At 44.7% G+C, this 14,243-nt stretch carries 14 protein-coding genes and 2 pseudogenes; 9 read left to right on the top strand and 7 right to left on the bottom strand.

Features of this window, described 5'->3' with window-relative positions; genetic code table 11:
* The 5 genes and pseudogenes from RWM02_RS10265 to sdhA form a co-directional block, all read right to left on the bottom strand.
* Window positions 1–530 (bottom strand): ATP-binding protein (locus RWM02_RS10265; RefSeq protein WP_462804026.1); only part of this gene is annotated, 530 nt, incomplete at its 3' end.
* A gap of 30 nt (window positions 531–560) precedes the next feature.
* Window positions 561–950: pseudogene (locus RWM02_RS10270) on the bottom strand (ATP-binding protein); the annotation flags it as partial.
* 910 nt (window positions 951–1,860) lie between these two features.
* Window positions 1,861–2,730 (bottom strand): 8-methylmenaquinol:fumarate reductase membrane anchor subunit, encoded by an 870-nt coding sequence (gene sdhE, locus RWM02_RS10275; RefSeq protein WP_314071964.1) that lies wholly within the window; start codon window positions 2,728–2,730, stop codon window positions 1,861–1,863.
* A 3-nt stretch (window positions 2,731–2,733) separates the two neighbouring features.
* Entirely contained in the window at window positions 2,734–3,696 is a 963-nt protein-coding gene (locus RWM02_RS10280) for a succinate dehydrogenase/fumarate reductase iron-sulfur subunit (protein ID WP_314071966.1), read from the bottom strand.
* Window positions 3,693–5,579 carry an 8-methylmenaquinol:fumarate reductase flavoprotein subunit gene (gene sdhA, locus RWM02_RS10285; protein ID WP_314071969.1) on the bottom strand — a complete coding sequence of 629 codons (1,887 nt, stop codon included), beginning with the start codon at window positions 5,577–5,579 and terminating at the stop codon, window positions 3,693–3,695. Before sdhA ends, RWM02_RS10280 begins: the two co-directional genes overlap by 4 nt.
* A gap of 511 nt (window positions 5,580–6,090) precedes the next feature.
* Between sdhA and RWM02_RS10290 the strand changes: the two genes are divergently transcribed.
* The 3 genes from RWM02_RS10290 to RWM02_RS10300 all read left to right on the top strand — a co-directional run bounded on the left by RWM02_RS10290 (window position 6,091) and on the right by RWM02_RS10300 (window position 9,483).
* Complete coding sequence (locus RWM02_RS10290) at window positions 6,091–7,296, top strand: multidrug effflux MFS transporter (RefSeq protein WP_314071970.1); 1,206 nt, start codon at window positions 6,091–6,093, stop codon at window positions 7,294–7,296.
* A gap of 129 nt (window positions 7,297–7,425) precedes the next feature.
* Window positions 7,426–7,788, top strand: a complete 363-nt coding sequence (locus tag RWM02_RS10295) for a diacylglycerol kinase (RefSeq protein ID WP_314071971.1) — start codon at window positions 7,426–7,428, stop codon at window positions 7,786–7,788.
* Between the two features lie 162 nt (window positions 7,789–7,950).
* Window positions 7,951–9,483, top strand: a complete 1,533-nt coding sequence (locus RWM02_RS10300; RefSeq protein WP_314071973.1) for a phosphoethanolamine transferase — start codon at window positions 7,951–7,953, stop codon at window positions 9,481–9,483.
* A 357-nt stretch (window positions 9,484–9,840) separates the two neighbouring features.
* Here the strand turns inward: RWM02_RS10300 and RWM02_RS10305 are convergent, their stop codons facing one another.
* Together RWM02_RS10305 and RWM02_RS10310 are read right to left on the bottom strand one after the other, a co-directional pair.
* Entirely contained in the window at window positions 9,841–10,254 is a 414-nt protein-coding gene (locus RWM02_RS10305; RefSeq protein ID WP_314071976.1) for a pyridoxamine 5'-phosphate oxidase family protein, read from the bottom strand.
* Between the two features lie 10 nt (window positions 10,255–10,264).
* A complete protein-coding gene (locus RWM02_RS10310) occupies window positions 10,265–10,642 on the bottom strand; it encodes a hypothetical protein (protein ID WP_314071978.1) in 378 nt (125 codons plus the stop codon).
* A gap of 89 nt (window positions 10,643–10,731) precedes the next feature.
* Between RWM02_RS10310 and RWM02_RS10315 the strand changes: the two genes are divergently transcribed.
* The 6 genes and pseudogenes from RWM02_RS10315 to RWM02_RS10340 all read left to right on the top strand — a co-directional run.
* The gene (locus RWM02_RS10315; protein ID WP_314071980.1) at window positions 10,732–11,247 is read left to right on the top strand and encodes an ATP/GTP-binding protein; all 516 of its coding nucleotides are present in this window, start codon (window positions 10,732–10,734) and stop codon (window positions 11,245–11,247) included.
* 54 nt (window positions 11,248–11,301) lie between these two features.
* On the top strand, window positions 11,302–11,997 hold the full coding sequence (gene dut / locus RWM02_RS10320) for a dUTPase (RefSeq protein WP_314071983.1): 696 nt from the start codon (window positions 11,302–11,304) through the stop codon (window positions 11,995–11,997).
* A 238-nt stretch (window positions 11,998–12,235) separates the two neighbouring features.
* Window positions 12,236–12,412, top strand: a complete 177-nt coding sequence (locus tag RWM02_RS10325; protein ID WP_314071986.1) for a hypothetical protein — start codon at window positions 12,236–12,238, stop codon at window positions 12,410–12,412.
* Between the two features lie 12 nt (window positions 12,413–12,424).
* On the top strand, window positions 12,425–13,159 hold the full coding sequence (locus RWM02_RS10330; protein ID WP_314071989.1) for an EI24 domain-containing protein: 735 nt from the start codon (window positions 12,425–12,427) through the stop codon (window positions 13,157–13,159).
* Between the two features lie 62 nt (window positions 13,160–13,221).
* Window positions 13,222–13,410 carry a hypothetical protein gene (locus RWM02_RS10335; RefSeq protein ID WP_002949209.1) on the top strand — a complete coding sequence of 63 codons (189 nt, stop codon included), beginning with the start codon at window positions 13,222–13,224 and terminating at the stop codon, window positions 13,408–13,410.
* 445 nt (window positions 13,411–13,855) lie between these two features.
* A pseudogene (locus tag RWM02_RS10340) lies at window positions 13,856–14,230 on the top strand (Glu/Leu/Phe/Val dehydrogenase dimerization domain-containing protein); the annotation flags it as partial.
* Between the last annotated feature and the right edge of the window lie 13 nt (window positions 14,231–14,243).

Genomic DNA, 14,243 nt, shown 5'->3' on the forward strand with positions numbered 1-14,243 from the left:
TACATTAAATTTGTATTTTCAAGGTAAATTTTATCTGCCTTATCCATATTTTTTATAGCTAGCTCGTTTTTCATTAAAAGCCTTATAAGCCCAGCACTATCAAGCATAGCAAGATACTCTTTTAGCGTCCTATCATCTCTTATATCAACAAGCGATTTTAGGTTTGAGTAGTTTGGCTGGTATGGGACGTTTGTGCTTATGGCATGAGTTAAGATCTTTAGCTTTCTTGCTGTGTTGCCGTTTAAATTTGGATATATACTTAAAAGATCGCTATCTATCATGGCTTCTATACTTTGTCTTAGAGTCTGATAAAAGACAGTATCATTTGGCATATCGTTATAGTATGGGTAGTAACCCACCTTTAGATACTCTCTAAAAAGTTTAATAACTGCTAGATCTTTTTGCTTTAAGACGTTATTGATATTAACAGCTATTTCCTGATGGTTTGCAAGTAAATTTGTAAGCTCAACTGCTTCTAAATTTATACCATAACTTAGCCCTAGATACTCCCTAAAACTCATTCCACTCATCTTATATACTATCGCTCTTCTGCTTAGATCATGAGAGCTTTTTAGCACTTCAAGAGCAGATGAACCAGTAGCTACTATATTTAACTCTTTAAAGTTATCATAGGCAAATTTTAATACAGCAGATATATCTTTACTCTTATGAATTTCATCTAGATATAGATGTTTTCCGCCATTTAACACAAACTCTCTTATGATCGAGGTTATATCATTTGATATCTCTATGTCATCTAGGCTTAGGTAAAGACTATCTTTATTCTTACTAGCTAGCTGAGCCAATGTAGTTGTTTTACCTATTCCTCTTTGTCCCAGGATAACGATAAGTCTATGAGATAAATCCTTGGAGTCTATAAAATATCTTTTAAATTTATGATTGTTTAACCTTATAAGGTCGTTGCTATTTAAGAAAAGTTGATCTAGCATAGTTTATCCCTTTATTATGTAATACAATACAATTATATCATAAAAATGTATGTAATAAGATACAGGCAAGATTGTTTTTTAAATAAAAGCGTGTATTATTGTAAATGACTATATACATTTACATCCAATACTATATCCACAATGGCAATCTAAACCCTTTTGACTTATACTATCTTTTTGATCATTGAGATATCGGCATCAAATTCGTTGCGCAAATTCCTACATTTGCTATCCAGCCGATCTTGTTTTGCTTTATGATTAATATCAAGTTGTTGCAGAACACAAGTCGGCACCTTAAAGTTTACACTATTACCACGCTACTAGATACAACCTTTATTTTAATTGTCATAAATTTATAAAAACAAACAATATATAACTTAAAATATATTAATCCAAAAAGATAAACATACAGATTTAAAATCTGCATGTAGAAATAAAACACGCAGATCTTTAATTTTTAAATGGGTGCCATATTGGGTGCCATCTATTTAGACATTTTTAGCAATTATAATAAACTTATATAAAACTTAGAGTAGCGTATTTTACGGCTTTATAGATCAAAATAAATCTTAAGAAATACTTAGTAGTTCGATTCTGCCTCTAACCACCATCTTCTTTTTACATCACAAAAATGCATTGATCAAATACACAACATATATTTAATTTTAAATATAGAGCTAAATTTAATCTCAAATTTTGGTCCATGCTTCGTTAAGTGCAAATTTTGCTACTCCAAGGCAAGCAAATTTAAGTAGCCAGTAACGTAAAAACGCACTTCGCCTTAGCTAACAAAATTGAAGTAAATTTTACGAATTAAAAGTTAGGAAAGATATCGTCTCGTCAAATTTAAGTAGTTTAAGGCGAGCAAAATACGGACCAAAGGCCGCTTTACTCGCCAAAATCATCAAATTTAGCCTACTTTGACGCTATTAGTGTTTACGATATTGTGCTCAAAGCCAAGCTGCTCTTTGCTAAGTCCTAGCGCAAGACCCACTAGCTGCGAGAGGTGGATGATAGGCACTCTGGCATCGGAGTTTTGTACGTCTTGATAACGCTCCTGATAGATATCAAGCTGCATCTGGCAGAGCGGGCACGGCGTAACGATGCAGTCCGCGCCGTTTTCGTCGGCATTATTTACTATTTGGCTGGACATTTTTTGCACCGATTTTACGGCAGGATAGCTCGCGTGAAAACCGCAGCAGTCAAGTCTTTTTTCAAACGGTACTATTTTAGCGCCAAGAGCCTCTACGACAGTTTCAAAGCTTTTTGGATTTACCGAGCTTTCGCGGTTTCCGATGGCTTTTTCGGGGCGCAGGCTATGACAACCGTAAAATAGCGCGACCTTTAAATTTGAAAGCGGCTTAACGACTTTGGCCCTTAGAGTTTCTATGTTTTGATAAAGCACCCAAAGCAGGCTGGTTACGTCCGTAGTGCCTTGATACTGCATGTTGCCCTTAGCTAGGAAGGTATTTATCCTATCTTTTTGACCGCGGTCAAGCGCCGTTTTGGCTCTCGTTAGCGTAAGGAAGCAAGTGCTGCACGTAGTTAGCACGGGCATATTCATGCCTTCGGCTAGGGCCAAATTTCTAGCGTTAGCTACCAGCGTAGCGATAGGATCGACGTCTTGAGCTTGCGTGGCGCCACAACAGCTCCAGCCTTTGATCTCGTGTAGTTTGATGCCCAGTATCGGCGCGATGGCCTCCAGAGAGATTTTAGACTCTTTTGCCGCTTGACTTAGGACGCATCCCGGGAAAAAAGCAAATTCGTTTTGTGCGCTCATCTTTTACTCCTTATCCGCGGCGGCGCGCGCGGCTTTTATCATTTCTACCAACTCTTTATGACCCTCGATGTCCTCTTCGCCGAATATATGCAAAGGATTCATTTTGCCCGCACCCATCAGTTTTAGCGCGATATCCGTTTTACTTACGGCCATGGCGCCTTCGCTTCTAAGGGCGAGTAAAATTTCATTTAGCCTACCCGAGCCCTCGACCAGGTCGGTAAGGAAGGCATTAGCGTGATCCGGACCTTCGCCGGTAGTCATGCCTTTAGCTTGCGTATAGACTCTAAGCGCGGCTATATCATCGGCTACGCTGATGCCTTTAGGACAGCGGTCGGCGCACTCTTGGCAGTGCACGCAGTTCCATAGACCGCCTAAAACCGCGGCCTTGGCGTGCAGCATCGAGTCTTTACCCCTAGAGTCAAACGTAGCTCTATGCGCGTGAGTGAAAACAAAAGGCTCCATATAGTCGCTGCTATCAGCCGTTAGCTTGCTACACTCCGACGCGCAGCATCCGCATAGGATGCAGTCCCACTGCTTTTGGATTTTGTCGTACTCGGCCTGCGTTTGCTTACAGCCTTTTTCGGCAGAAAACTCGTCCTTAGGGATAAAGGTCGGGCGGATCTTTCTTAAATTTTCGATAGAAGGCTCCCAGTCTACGACTAGATCGGAGATCACTCTAAAATTTGCTAGCGGGGAGATCGTTATGACCTCTGGATTGTCGTATGTCGCTAGCAGCTCTTCCATCTTTTCGTCGCAAGCCAGCACCGAGTGTCCGTTTACCCTCACGCCGCAAGCGCCGCAGATAGCCGATCGGCAAGATGCGGTGAAATTTAGCGTCGCGTCCAAATTTTGCTTGATAAATAGCAAAAGCGATAGCAAAGTCTTGCCCTCTATATCTTTTTTATCTACGACGTAGGCTTGTTTGTAGTGTTGCGTACCGTCGTATCTGTCTATGATTATTTTCATTGCGGTTTCCTTCCGTCAAGCGAGAATTCAGTGACTATGACGTTTTTATAACCAAGCTCTAGCTTGCCGTCGTTTAGCGTCACGATGCTATGTTTTAAGAAATTTACGTCGTCTCGTTTAGGGTAGTCCTCCCTGGTGTGAGCGCCTCTGCTCTCCAGCCTTTTGCGCGCGGCCAAACAGGCGCAGCGAGATAGCAGGATCAAATTTCCCAGCTCCACGTAGTCAGTAAAGGCCGTATTCATAACCGGATTTGCGTTTGGTACGCTTAGCTTATCGTAGCGAGCCTGTATATCCTCTAGCGCTTTTTCTAGGGCGTCTAGCTTGTCCTGGGTTCTAAAGATACCCATATTATCCCAGTTTTGTTTACCTAGCTCCTCGCGCAGGAGATACATTTCGTTCGCTTCGCCTTTGCCGTTTGCGACCTTTTTAAATTTCTCTCGCCATTTTTTAGCTAGCTCTTCGGTGTTTTTGCCGCTACCAAAACTAGCCGTTTTGGCATACGCGCTAGCTCCCTTGCCGGCTAGCTGACCCGTTACCACCGCATCAGAGAGCGAATTTCCTCCGAGACGATTAGCTCCGTGGATAGAGACGCACGATGCCTCGCCGCCCACGTAAAGACCGGGCATCTTCGTGCTCATATCGTCAAATTTATCCACCTCTATACCGCCCATCGAGTAGTGCGCGGTAGGCCTGATCGGAACGGGATGCTCTACTAGGTCTAAATTTTCAAAAAGTAGCGCGGTGTGTCTGATTTTAGGCAGTTTTTTCATTATGGTTTCTTTACTCAGATGCCTAACGTCGATGAGTACGTATGAGCCCAGTCCCTCGCCGTAGCCGCGCCCCTCGCGGATCTCGGTCTCGATAGCGCGAGCCACGACGTCGCGAGGAGCTAGCTCCATCTTCTCGTGGTAGTTTTTCATAAATCTCTCGCCCTTGTTGTTTAGCAGATATCCGCCCTCGCCGCGAGCCGCCTCCGTGATGAGTGTGCCGCCGTTTGCCACGCCGGTCGGGTGAAACTGTATCATCTCGGGGTCTTCAAACCCAAGCCCCGCTCGCACCGCAGCCGCTACGCCGTCGCCCGTGGCAATATATGGCACCGAGGTTCTGTTGTAAAATATCCTCGTATACCCGCCCGTAGCCACCACGAGAGCCTTACAAAGTACGGGAGTGATATCTCCGGTTTGGAGATTGCGTAGCACGACGCCCTCGCATTTACCGTCCTCTACGCCGATATTTAACAGCTCGTAGTCCATTAGAAATTTAACGTCGTTGCTGACAGCTTCGTCAAAGCAAGCATGCATAACTATGTGACCGGTTTTATCCGCCGAATAGTTACATCTGCGTTTTGAAGCGCCGCCCATCATCCTTTGCGCTACTCCGCCCGGTATGTCGCCTTTTTTAGCATCTACGCCGCCGCTTGGATTTCTGGAAAATAGCGTGCCTATATAGTCCATCTCGGCTATCGCTTTGCCCGCTAGCTCGCAAAATTTGATCGCCGCGTCCTGATCGACTAGATATGCGCCGCCCTTAACCGTGTCGTAGGCGTGCAGCTTATACGAGTCGCCGTCAGAAAAATTCGTCACGCCGTTTATGCCGCCCTCGGCCATACAGGTGGCGTTTCTTGATGGCATCATTTTAGTAGCTACGATGACGCTAAGCTCCGGGGCGGCTTTTCTAGCGGCAACCGCTGCGCGCAGTCCGGCGCCGCCCGAGCCGATGATGAGAATATCGCAAGAAGGAAGCCCGTTAGCCTTGCCGCTAAAAGCCTCTTTTTTAGAAGCTTTTTTATCAGGCTTTTTGTCGTCGCAGCCGCTAAGCGTCAAAGCTCCGACGCCGATACAGGCTCCTTGCAAAAACCTTCTTCTGGATAAATTTTCGTTCATTTGGTATCCTTTGTTTAAACTAAAATTTCGCCGAAATTCGAGTTTATTATTACAAGTCTTTATCATGCAGATAAAGACGCCTTAACCTTGTGCCTTTCTGAGACGGAATTATAATACTTTTTTTTAAAAAAATATTAATATTACACCGTTTGTAAACTAAAGTTTTAGAAATATTTTATCATCTAGTCATAAATTTTGAAATCAAATTTCAATCGCATACCAAATGCCTAGTCGTGGATTATGCCTCGAGTTTGATATTTTCGGCTAAAATTCGTAAATTTATATAAATGCGATTTTGCCGATATTAAATCAGATAAATTTGCTCTTATTAGCGGTATAAATCAACCAGAAAGTCAAATTTAAAGCACTCGGCAAATTTGTTTTTCGTATTTTGTGCGCTTTTATTTAAGCAAATAAAAAAAATATCACGTAAATATCACAAAATCCCCGTTTTTTAAATTTAAGCAGTTTTTTTATACAATCATTTAAATTTAAAACCGCGGAAAATAATATGAAATTTATCCCCAAAACATTACCTTTCGTAGAATTTATCGCGCTTATGGCGCTTCTAACATCGCTTGGAGCTATGAGCACCGACGCGATGCTGCCTGCGCTCATGCAGATAGGTCTAGATCTTGGCGTGACGCAGATAAATCAAACCCAACTCGTCATCTCCTCGATGTTTGCGGGCTTTGCCGTAGGACAGATATTTTACGGGCTGCTTAGCGACTTTATCGGGCGACGAAACGCCGTGCTGCTAGCGCTTGCGATATTTACGGCAAGCTCCTTTATTTCGGTCGTTACGAGCGATTTTACCGCGCTTTTAGCGAGCAGATTTTTCCAGGGACTAGGCGCTGCGGGCCCTAGGATCATCGCGATGGCGCTCATACGCGATCTTTACGAAGGACGCGCGATGGCTCGCGTGATGAGCTTTATCGCAGCCGTTTTTATCATTGTACCGGCACTCGCCCCGATCATCGGCGGCTTTATCTTTAAAATTTATAATTGGCGCAGCATATTTTTGATGCTTACTTTCATGGGGCTTGCGTGCCTAGCGTGGTTTGGACTGCGCCAGAGCGAGACTCTACCCGCGCAAAATCGCAATAAATTTAGCCTAAATTTGATAAAACGCGAAGCCGCGCAGGTCGTGAAAAATAGGCGCACCGCAGGCTACACCATCGTTTTGGGGCTGATTTTCGGTATGTTTTTGAGCTATATCAGCACCGCTCAGCAGATTTTTGAAGTGAGTTACAAGCTGGGTGAGGAGTTTCCTATCTACTTTGCGATAAATGCCCTAGCTCTAGGCGCCGCGTCGATGGTAAACGCAAAGCTCGTGATGATCTACGGCATGCGCTACCTCAGCATGCGCGCTATGGGGACGTTTTGCGTTATCGCGGTCGCGTTTTTGCCCGTCGTCGTCGCGTATGACGGAGTGCCACCGCTGTGGGCTTTTATGGCGTTTTGCATGAGTAGCTTTTTTTGCGTGAGCATACTTTTTGGTAACCTAAACGCGATGGCGATGGAGCCCATGGGCAAGATTGCTGGCATGGCGGCCGCGCTGATCGGATCGGTTTCGACCTTTATCTCGCTTCCTATCGGCATCGCGACCGGGCAACTGTTTGACGGTACGCTGCTGCCGATGGTTGCGAGCTTTGCGGTTATCGGAGCGGCGGCGTTTGCACTGCTTTATAGGACTTCAAAGATTTCCGAAGAGTAAATTTACGCAGGCTGGATTTGATCAAATTTGAGTAGTAAATTCGGCCTTTATTTTAGATAATATTGCCTTCCGCAAAAGCGGCTTATAAAGCAAATTTGCGCTATTATTTCGCAAATTTAAAGGCAAGATATGAAACCAAAATACGACTTTTTCAAAAACTCCAAATTTGCATTCGAGGGGCTTGCCGCGATGCTAAAAAACGAGGCGGCGTTTCGCTTTGAGCTTTGCATAATCGTTCCGCTCGCGCTAGTTTCGCTATTTTTACCCGTTTCCGCCGCGCAGCACGCCCTACTGGTCGCCGTTTTCGGACTCGTTTTAGTCTGCGAGTGCCTAAATACCGCGGTCGAAGCGGTAGTCGATCTTGTTTCGCCCGATTTTCATCCGCTAGCTAAAATCGCCAAAGACTGCGCCTCAGCCGCCGTTTGCCTCTCTATCGGTACGGCTGCTATAACTTGGGCGTGGACGATTTTTACGCTTGTATTTGGCGAGTAGATTTGAGAACCGAGCGGCTATCAAATTTGCGCTCAAAATCCAAATCTAGAAGCTCGAATTTTATTTAGCGTCAAAATTTAACTCAAATTTTACGCCGAGCGGCTAAAGTTTTAAGCTTTTTTTGGATAAAGTTTCACTCTTATTATCAATATTAGGAAAGCTATGAAGCTACGTATTTCTTGGTTTAAATTTACGCTTTTAAACGCCGTTTTTATCGCCGCGCTAAATTTCGCATTATTTAAATTTACCTACTCAAAGCTTAGTTTTGACGCGGACGCGCCTATGGCCGCGAGTCTGCCGATCATCTATTTTTCGCTGCTTTGCGCGCTATTTTCACTCGTTTTTTTGCCCTATCTAGCTAAGCCCGTTAGTATTGCTGCTATTGCGATTACGTGCGGTAGCAGCTACTTCATGCAAAGCTACGGTATCATAATCGATAGCGAAATGATAAGAAACGTCGCGCAAACGGACGCGGGCGAGGTATTAAGCTTTTTAAATCCAAAACTCGTTTGCTACATGCTATTTTTGGGCGTTTTGCCCTGCCTTTTGGTCGCATTTGCGAGGATCGAGTACGGCGGCGCAAGGCGGCATCTAAAGGTCAAATTTGCCGCATTTTTCGGATTTTTAGCTCTCGCAGCGGCTCTGTTTTTACCGCAGACCAAGTCCATCATTCCGTTTTTTCGCGAAAATAGCTTCATCAGGGCCTACAACCTGCCATTTTATCCGATTTACGCGACGCAAAAGTATATAAAACTAGAGTTTTTTAAGCCCGAATTTAAGCAAATCGGCCTAGACGCTACGATGAAGCCGAGCGACGAGCGGCGACTGATGGTGCTAATCGTCGGCGAAACGGCTCGCGCGAAAAACTATTCGCTAGGCGGCTACGCCAAAAACGATACGAATTTTTACACAAAAAACGAGCCAAATTTAGTCTATTTTAGCGACGCTCGCTCGTGCGGGACGGCTACGGCGGTTTCGCTGCCCTGCTTGTTTTCAAAATCGACAAGGAGCGAATACAGCAGCAAAGAATTTAGCCAAAACGCGCTTGATATATTAAAACGCGTCGGCGTCAAGGTCGTGTGGCTAGGCAATAACTCGGGCAAGTGCAAGGGCGTTTGCGGCCGCTTGGATGCCGGCGACGTCGAGTATTTTGACGCGGGATACGATACGAATATGCTGCCCTCCTTCAAAAAACGCCTCGAAAATCTCGCGCAAAACGAGATCATCGTCCTACACCTGCAAGGCTCGCACGGCCCGGCATATCACGCCCGCTATCCGAGCGAATTTCGCAAATTTACCCCGACTTGCGACACGAGCGAGCTTAGCTCCTGCGATAGCGATAGCATCGTAAATACCTACGACAACACGCTACTTTTTACGGATTTTTTTATTGACGAGGTGATAAAGGCGGTCAAGGATGCGGGCGGCGATAAAAGCGCGGTTTGGTACTTCTCCGATCACGGCGAGAGCCTAGGCGAAAACGGCATCTATCTGCACGGCATGCCCTACGCCATCGCGCCCGAGACGCAAAAACACATCCCGATGATGGCGTATACGAACGATGAAGCGACGCTAGCTCGCCTGCGCGCTCAAAAAGACGAAGCCGTCTCGCACGATAATGTTTTTAGTTCGCTGCTCGGCTTTTTTGGAGTAGAGACAAAAGAATATGATAAAAAACTAGACATCTTTAATTAAGCAATTTTAGCGGCTTGTCTTTTTGCCCTATACTTCGTTGGATTTCGCTGCGGGCTGCAGTCACGTATTACATATACGCTCCTTTGCCCTTGCTCATCCGCCTCGTCTATGACAAAAATACTTCACCTTGACTTTTTATATTCAAATTTGAAGCTGAAATTTACAAATTTGACTGTAAATTTGGAAGTAAAGCAATAAAGGCAAAGTATCGCGAGATGATTTTAAATGTTTTGAAGTAAATTTCGTCCCAAGACTAGACATATAGTCTGTCGCAGGGCGAAATTTACGTTCTGCTTACAGTTGTGAGCGTAGCGAAGCAAAAATCATTTAAAAGCGCTCGCGAGACGAGCCGTTTTATTAAATTTGTTCTCTTTGCCAGATTATTTTTTTTCCAAACCCCAACGCATTATGCGTAAATTTAACCCAATCTAGCCTCAAACTATAAAGACTCGGGTTCATCGCCAAAGCGTAAGGAAAGCGCGCGAAGTAAATTTTGCTTTGCTGCGCGGTTGCGGGGGCGGCTAGAGCGCGAAACTGCACGCCCTCTATCTTGCCGACTATTTTGGTATCAAGCGCTACCGTGCCGGCTACGTTAGGTTCAGCCAAAAACGCCTTCACGTGAGCGCTATCTTCGCCGCCTGCAACGATAAGAGCCAAATTTCCCTCGTCAAAGGCGTAAAAACAGCTCGCGCAGTATGGCTTGCCTTCGTATAAAACCGCAAGGCTAAGCAGGTGCATTTTGCGGATAAATTTTAAAATTTTCTCATCCATTTCGTCCGCCTTAAGCGCTAAAAATTTGAGCCAAATTTGCCGACAGCCGGCTAAAATTTAGCGCCAAAAAGCAAGCCAAAATCAGCCAAAAAGAAAAGATAAAAAGCTCGGTTCTGATAAATTTAGCCCCCGCTTTTTCGCGTCTAAGCAAAGTCGCTACAAGCCCCGCCGCAAAGCCGCCGATAAAGCTAAAATAGTGCACCGCCGCGGGCTTAACGAAGCTTGGCAGTTTGCCCGCGAAAAATAGCGAAAATATCGTAAGCGAGATCAAATTTGCCAGTAAAAAATAAAACGCGACGACGGGAATTTGCGGGAAAAATCCGTGCAAAACGAAACTCAAAACGGTCGCGCTAATGAGCAAAAATACGCGCGCGGCAAAACAGCACATTTTCATCCTTTTTTTGAGTGATTTTAGCGCAAGGGGTATTAAGAAAAAAGAAATTTAGCCGATATAAAGCCAAAAGGACGGCAAAAATCATGAAACTACAAAACTACCAAAGCGCGAGCCTAAACAGCTTTGATTTTAGTTTTAAAACCAGCAGCGGCGACGAGATAAATCTAAAAATGTACGACAACAAAACAGTAGACTACGCTAGTGCCAAAACAGCCGGCGCATCGGCATCCGCACTCACTCTCACGCACGAGTACGGCTATAGTTTCTCGTATAAAGGCGACGGGCTAGACGCTCGCGATAAAGAGGAGCTGGCAGCCGCTCTAGAAAAGATAGCGCCTAGCATAGATAAATTTATGAAAAACGTCAAAGAGGGCGAGGATCCTATATTTTCGCGCGTGACGAATCTCGCAAACTCGCTTCGCAAAGAGCTTCCCGAGATAAAAGACGCAAATCATAAAAATTTTATCGCGGACGGCACGCTAAAGCTTTTTGATAGGCTGATGGAGCAAAACAAGGCCGATAATAGGCTACTGCAAAACTCCAAAAAGCTCTTTGACGAGCTCATTTCTCAGCTGGATAGCTTTAAATTTTACGTTTAGTTCGCGGTTTAAAAATTTCGCTATAATTCATAAATTTTAAAAATAGGAAAATTTATGAACGCGAATGAAAAAATCACCCAAATGCTAAATCTCCAGCAGAGTCTAAACGACGATACTAACGGCATCGGCTGGGAAAACGGTATAAACAAAAACGGCAAACTCATCAGCTGGAAACGCTGCATATATATGGAGTGCGCCGAGCTCATAGATAGCTTTGCCTGGAAACACTGGAAAAGCATAAACGCACCGACGAATGAAGACAATCTGCGCGTCGAGGTCGTGGATATCTGGCACTTTTTGATGAGTTTGATGCTCGAGCAGTACAAGCTAAATAACCTCGGCGATATCGCAAAGCTCTCAAGTGATATCTGCGCTAGCAGCGGCTTTGAGGCGTTTTGCCGCGAGCCGTTTAACGTCGCTGATGAAAACATCTACGAGATCATAAACGACGTCGAAATGCTCATAAATAAGTGCTCGGGCTTTGAGTATTCGCTCTTTGACTTGCTTAAAATTTACTTCTCGATGAGCCTAAAATGCGGCGTAAATTTAAGCTCGCTTTACGAGTGTTATATCGCTAAAAACGTGCTGAATCGCTTCCGCCAAGACCACGGCTACAAAGAGGGCGCGTATAAAAAGGTCTGGAACGGCAAGGAAGATAACGCCGTGATGAACGAGATTTTAGCCCGCGGACTAAAAAGCGTGGACGAGATCTACGCCGCGCTAGAGGCCGAGTATAAGGCGGTAAAATAAAATTTGTCGGCCAAATTTGCGCCGCTTCGGCTGATAAATTTAGCAAATTTAGCCAAAATTTTTGCGATTTAGTTTATTTTTTGGCACCTTAAGTCGCAGGCGATTAAATTTGAGAGCACTTTAGCCGTGCTAGCTAAAATGCCGCCGTTTAGCCAGCAAAATTTAGACCGCTAGCAAACTCGCGCCGATAGCCCAAACTAGTAAAAGCGGGCCAAATTTGATAAATTTAGCTAAATTTATGACTGAATTTAAGTCGGTCAAATTTAGTCGCGAAGTCTATGCTCGCATTAAATTTTATGTGCTGTTAAAAGCATTTGCCGTGCCGCTTTGCGCAAAGCAAAAAATGCGCGTCAAATTTAGAAAAGCCGTCGCACCCAAACGCCCTTTTACCGCAAAACGGCATAAATTTAAATAAAATGGAGATTCGTTGTTCGCTGATATTTTACGCCTTTCGATCAAGGACCTTTTCACGCCCAAATTTATCGCGCTCTCTATCTTGCCGCTCGTTTTTTCCGCGCTCATCATCGCAGCGATCGCGATGTTTGGCGGACGCGAGCTATACGAGGCGCTAAACGCGGCCGTATCTGGCGAGACCGGCGCTCTGGCCGAGTATCCGATAGCGGCTAAAATCCTTAGCCTTGGCATCGCAAAGTGGCTCATCGGCGCGATATTTTACGCCGTCGGCGCATATCTAGTCGTCATGCTCTCAATTTTTTGCGCGCTAGCGGTCGCCGGTTTTCTAACTCCAGTGGTTGCCCGCGAGATAAACCGAAGGCACTACCGCGTAGAGGAGTCGCAGCTGGCAAACGTTAGCCTAGCGCGCCAAACGGCTCTTTTGGGCAAAATCTTGCTCAAATTTATCCTGATCGCGCTTATTTGCGTGCCGATTTTAGCCGTCCCCGCGCTAAATTTCCTCGCCCTGCACCCGGCGTTTTTTTATCTTTATTATTCGCTACTTTTCATCGACGTCGCGCCAAACGCACTCTCACGGCACAAATTTGAGCTTTATTTGCTTGATTACGGCGGATACAAATTTAAAGCCGCCGCACTGTGCTTTTACCTGCTTTGCTTGGTGCCTATTTTCGGGCTTTTCTTGCAGGTTTTTTTCGTTATTTATTTTTCGCATTTTTTCTTTTTACGCGAGACTTCGCGCTTGACGTAAATCATTTCAAATCATCGAAAAACTAAATAAAATAAGCCCAAATTTTTAAAAAAGGAAAACAAATGAGAACTGAAAATATCGTAGTTTGCAACGTCTGCGGACAAAAAAGCACGGAAAACGAAAACGCCGTATTTATCCGCGCCCACAAAAACGGCGAAGAGGTCGATATCTGCACGGCGTGCATCCCTAGCGTCATCCACGGCTCGGGCCTAGTCGTTCGCAGCAACGACGAAATCAAAGAGGATATGTAACCGATTTTAGCCCGCTTTGTATATACCCCGTAAAGTTAGTCATAAACAATAAAAAGCGCGTCCGATCCGAGTTTAAATTTAAGCTCGCGCAGGCGTAAATTTAAATTTAAGCGAGTAAAATTTGATGAGACCAGTCGCAAATTTGCCCGTCAAATTTCAAATTTAACCAAGCCCCGCCAAAATGCGCAAAAGCCGAAACGGCAAAATCGCGCCGCCGTAAATTTAAATCTCCTAAATTTAACATAGCCCGCCAGAGCCGACCAAAATCTCGGTCAAAAGCCCAAATAAAACTATAACAAATTTATCAAAAAGTTACGTTTGATAAATTTAGTTTCGATACGTAACACTTATCGCCTAAAATAAAAATATAAAAATAAATTTAAATAAAAATTTTTTCTATGAGAGTTAATATTCAACTACGAAAATTTGACGAATAGGAGCCAAAATGAGCGAGTACATCGAAAAAACGATGGAGTGGATAAAAAAGACCAATCCGGGTCAAGGCGTCTTTGTCCAGGCTGCGACCGAGGTTTTAAACAGCCTCGAGCCGCTTATAAAAAGAGAGAGCAAGTACCAAAAACACGCGATCCTAGAGCGTATAGTTATCCCCGAGCGCACGGTGATCTTTCGCGTGACATACACGGGCGATGACGGTAGACCGCAGGTAAATAACGGCTACCGCGTGCAGTTTAACTCAGCCGTCGGTCCATACAAGGGCGGTCTAAGGCTCCACCCTAGCGTGGATCTTGGCGTGCTAAAATTTCTTGGATTTGAGCACATTTTTAAAAACTCGCTCACGGGCGTAAATATCGGCGGCGCATAAGGCGGCAGCA

The organism is Campylobacter showae (assembly GCF_963515975.1).
Taxonomy (GTDB): Bacteria; Campylobacterota; Campylobacteria; order Campylobacterales; family Campylobacteraceae; genus Campylobacter_A; species Campylobacter_A showae_F.

Coding starts and splice junctions, on each gene's coding strand:
- sdhE (WP_314071964.1), bottom strand. CDS start 2,730: ATGAGCGCACAAAACGAATTTGCTTTTTTCCCGGGATGCGTCCTAAGT.
- RWM02_RS10280 (WP_314071966.1), bottom strand. CDS start 3,696: ATGAAAATAATCATAGACAGATACGACGGTACGCAACACTACAAACAA.
- sdhA (WP_314071969.1), bottom strand. CDS start 5,579: ATGAACGAAAATTTATCCAGAAGAAGGTTTTTGCAAGGAGCCTGTATC.
- RWM02_RS10290 (WP_314071970.1), top strand. CDS start 6,091: ATGAAATTTATCCCCAAAACATTACCTTTCGTAGAATTTATCGCGCTT.
- RWM02_RS10295 (WP_314071971.1), top strand. CDS start 7,426: ATGAAACCAAAATACGACTTTTTCAAAAACTCCAAATTTGCATTCGAG.
- RWM02_RS10300 (WP_314071973.1), top strand. CDS start 7,951: ATGAAGCTACGTATTTCTTGGTTTAAATTTACGCTTTTAAACGCCGTT.
- RWM02_RS10305 (WP_314071976.1), bottom strand. CDS start 10,254: ATGGATGAGAAAATTTTAAAATTTATCCGCAAAATGCACCTGCTTAGC.
- RWM02_RS10310 (WP_314071978.1), bottom strand. CDS start 10,642: ATGTGCTGTTTTGCCGCGCGCGTATTTTTGCTCATTAGCGCGACCGTT.
- RWM02_RS10315 (WP_314071980.1), top strand. CDS start 10,732: ATGAAACTACAAAACTACCAAAGCGCGAGCCTAAACAGCTTTGATTTT.
- dut (WP_314071983.1), top strand. CDS start 11,302: ATGAACGCGAATGAAAAAATCACCCAAATGCTAAATCTCCAGCAGAGT.
- RWM02_RS10325 (WP_314071986.1), top strand. CDS start 12,236: ATGACTGAATTTAAGTCGGTCAAATTTAGTCGCGAAGTCTATGCTCGC.
- RWM02_RS10335 (WP_002949209.1), top strand. CDS start 13,222: ATGAGAACTGAAAATATCGTAGTTTGCAACGTCTGCGGACAAAAAAGC.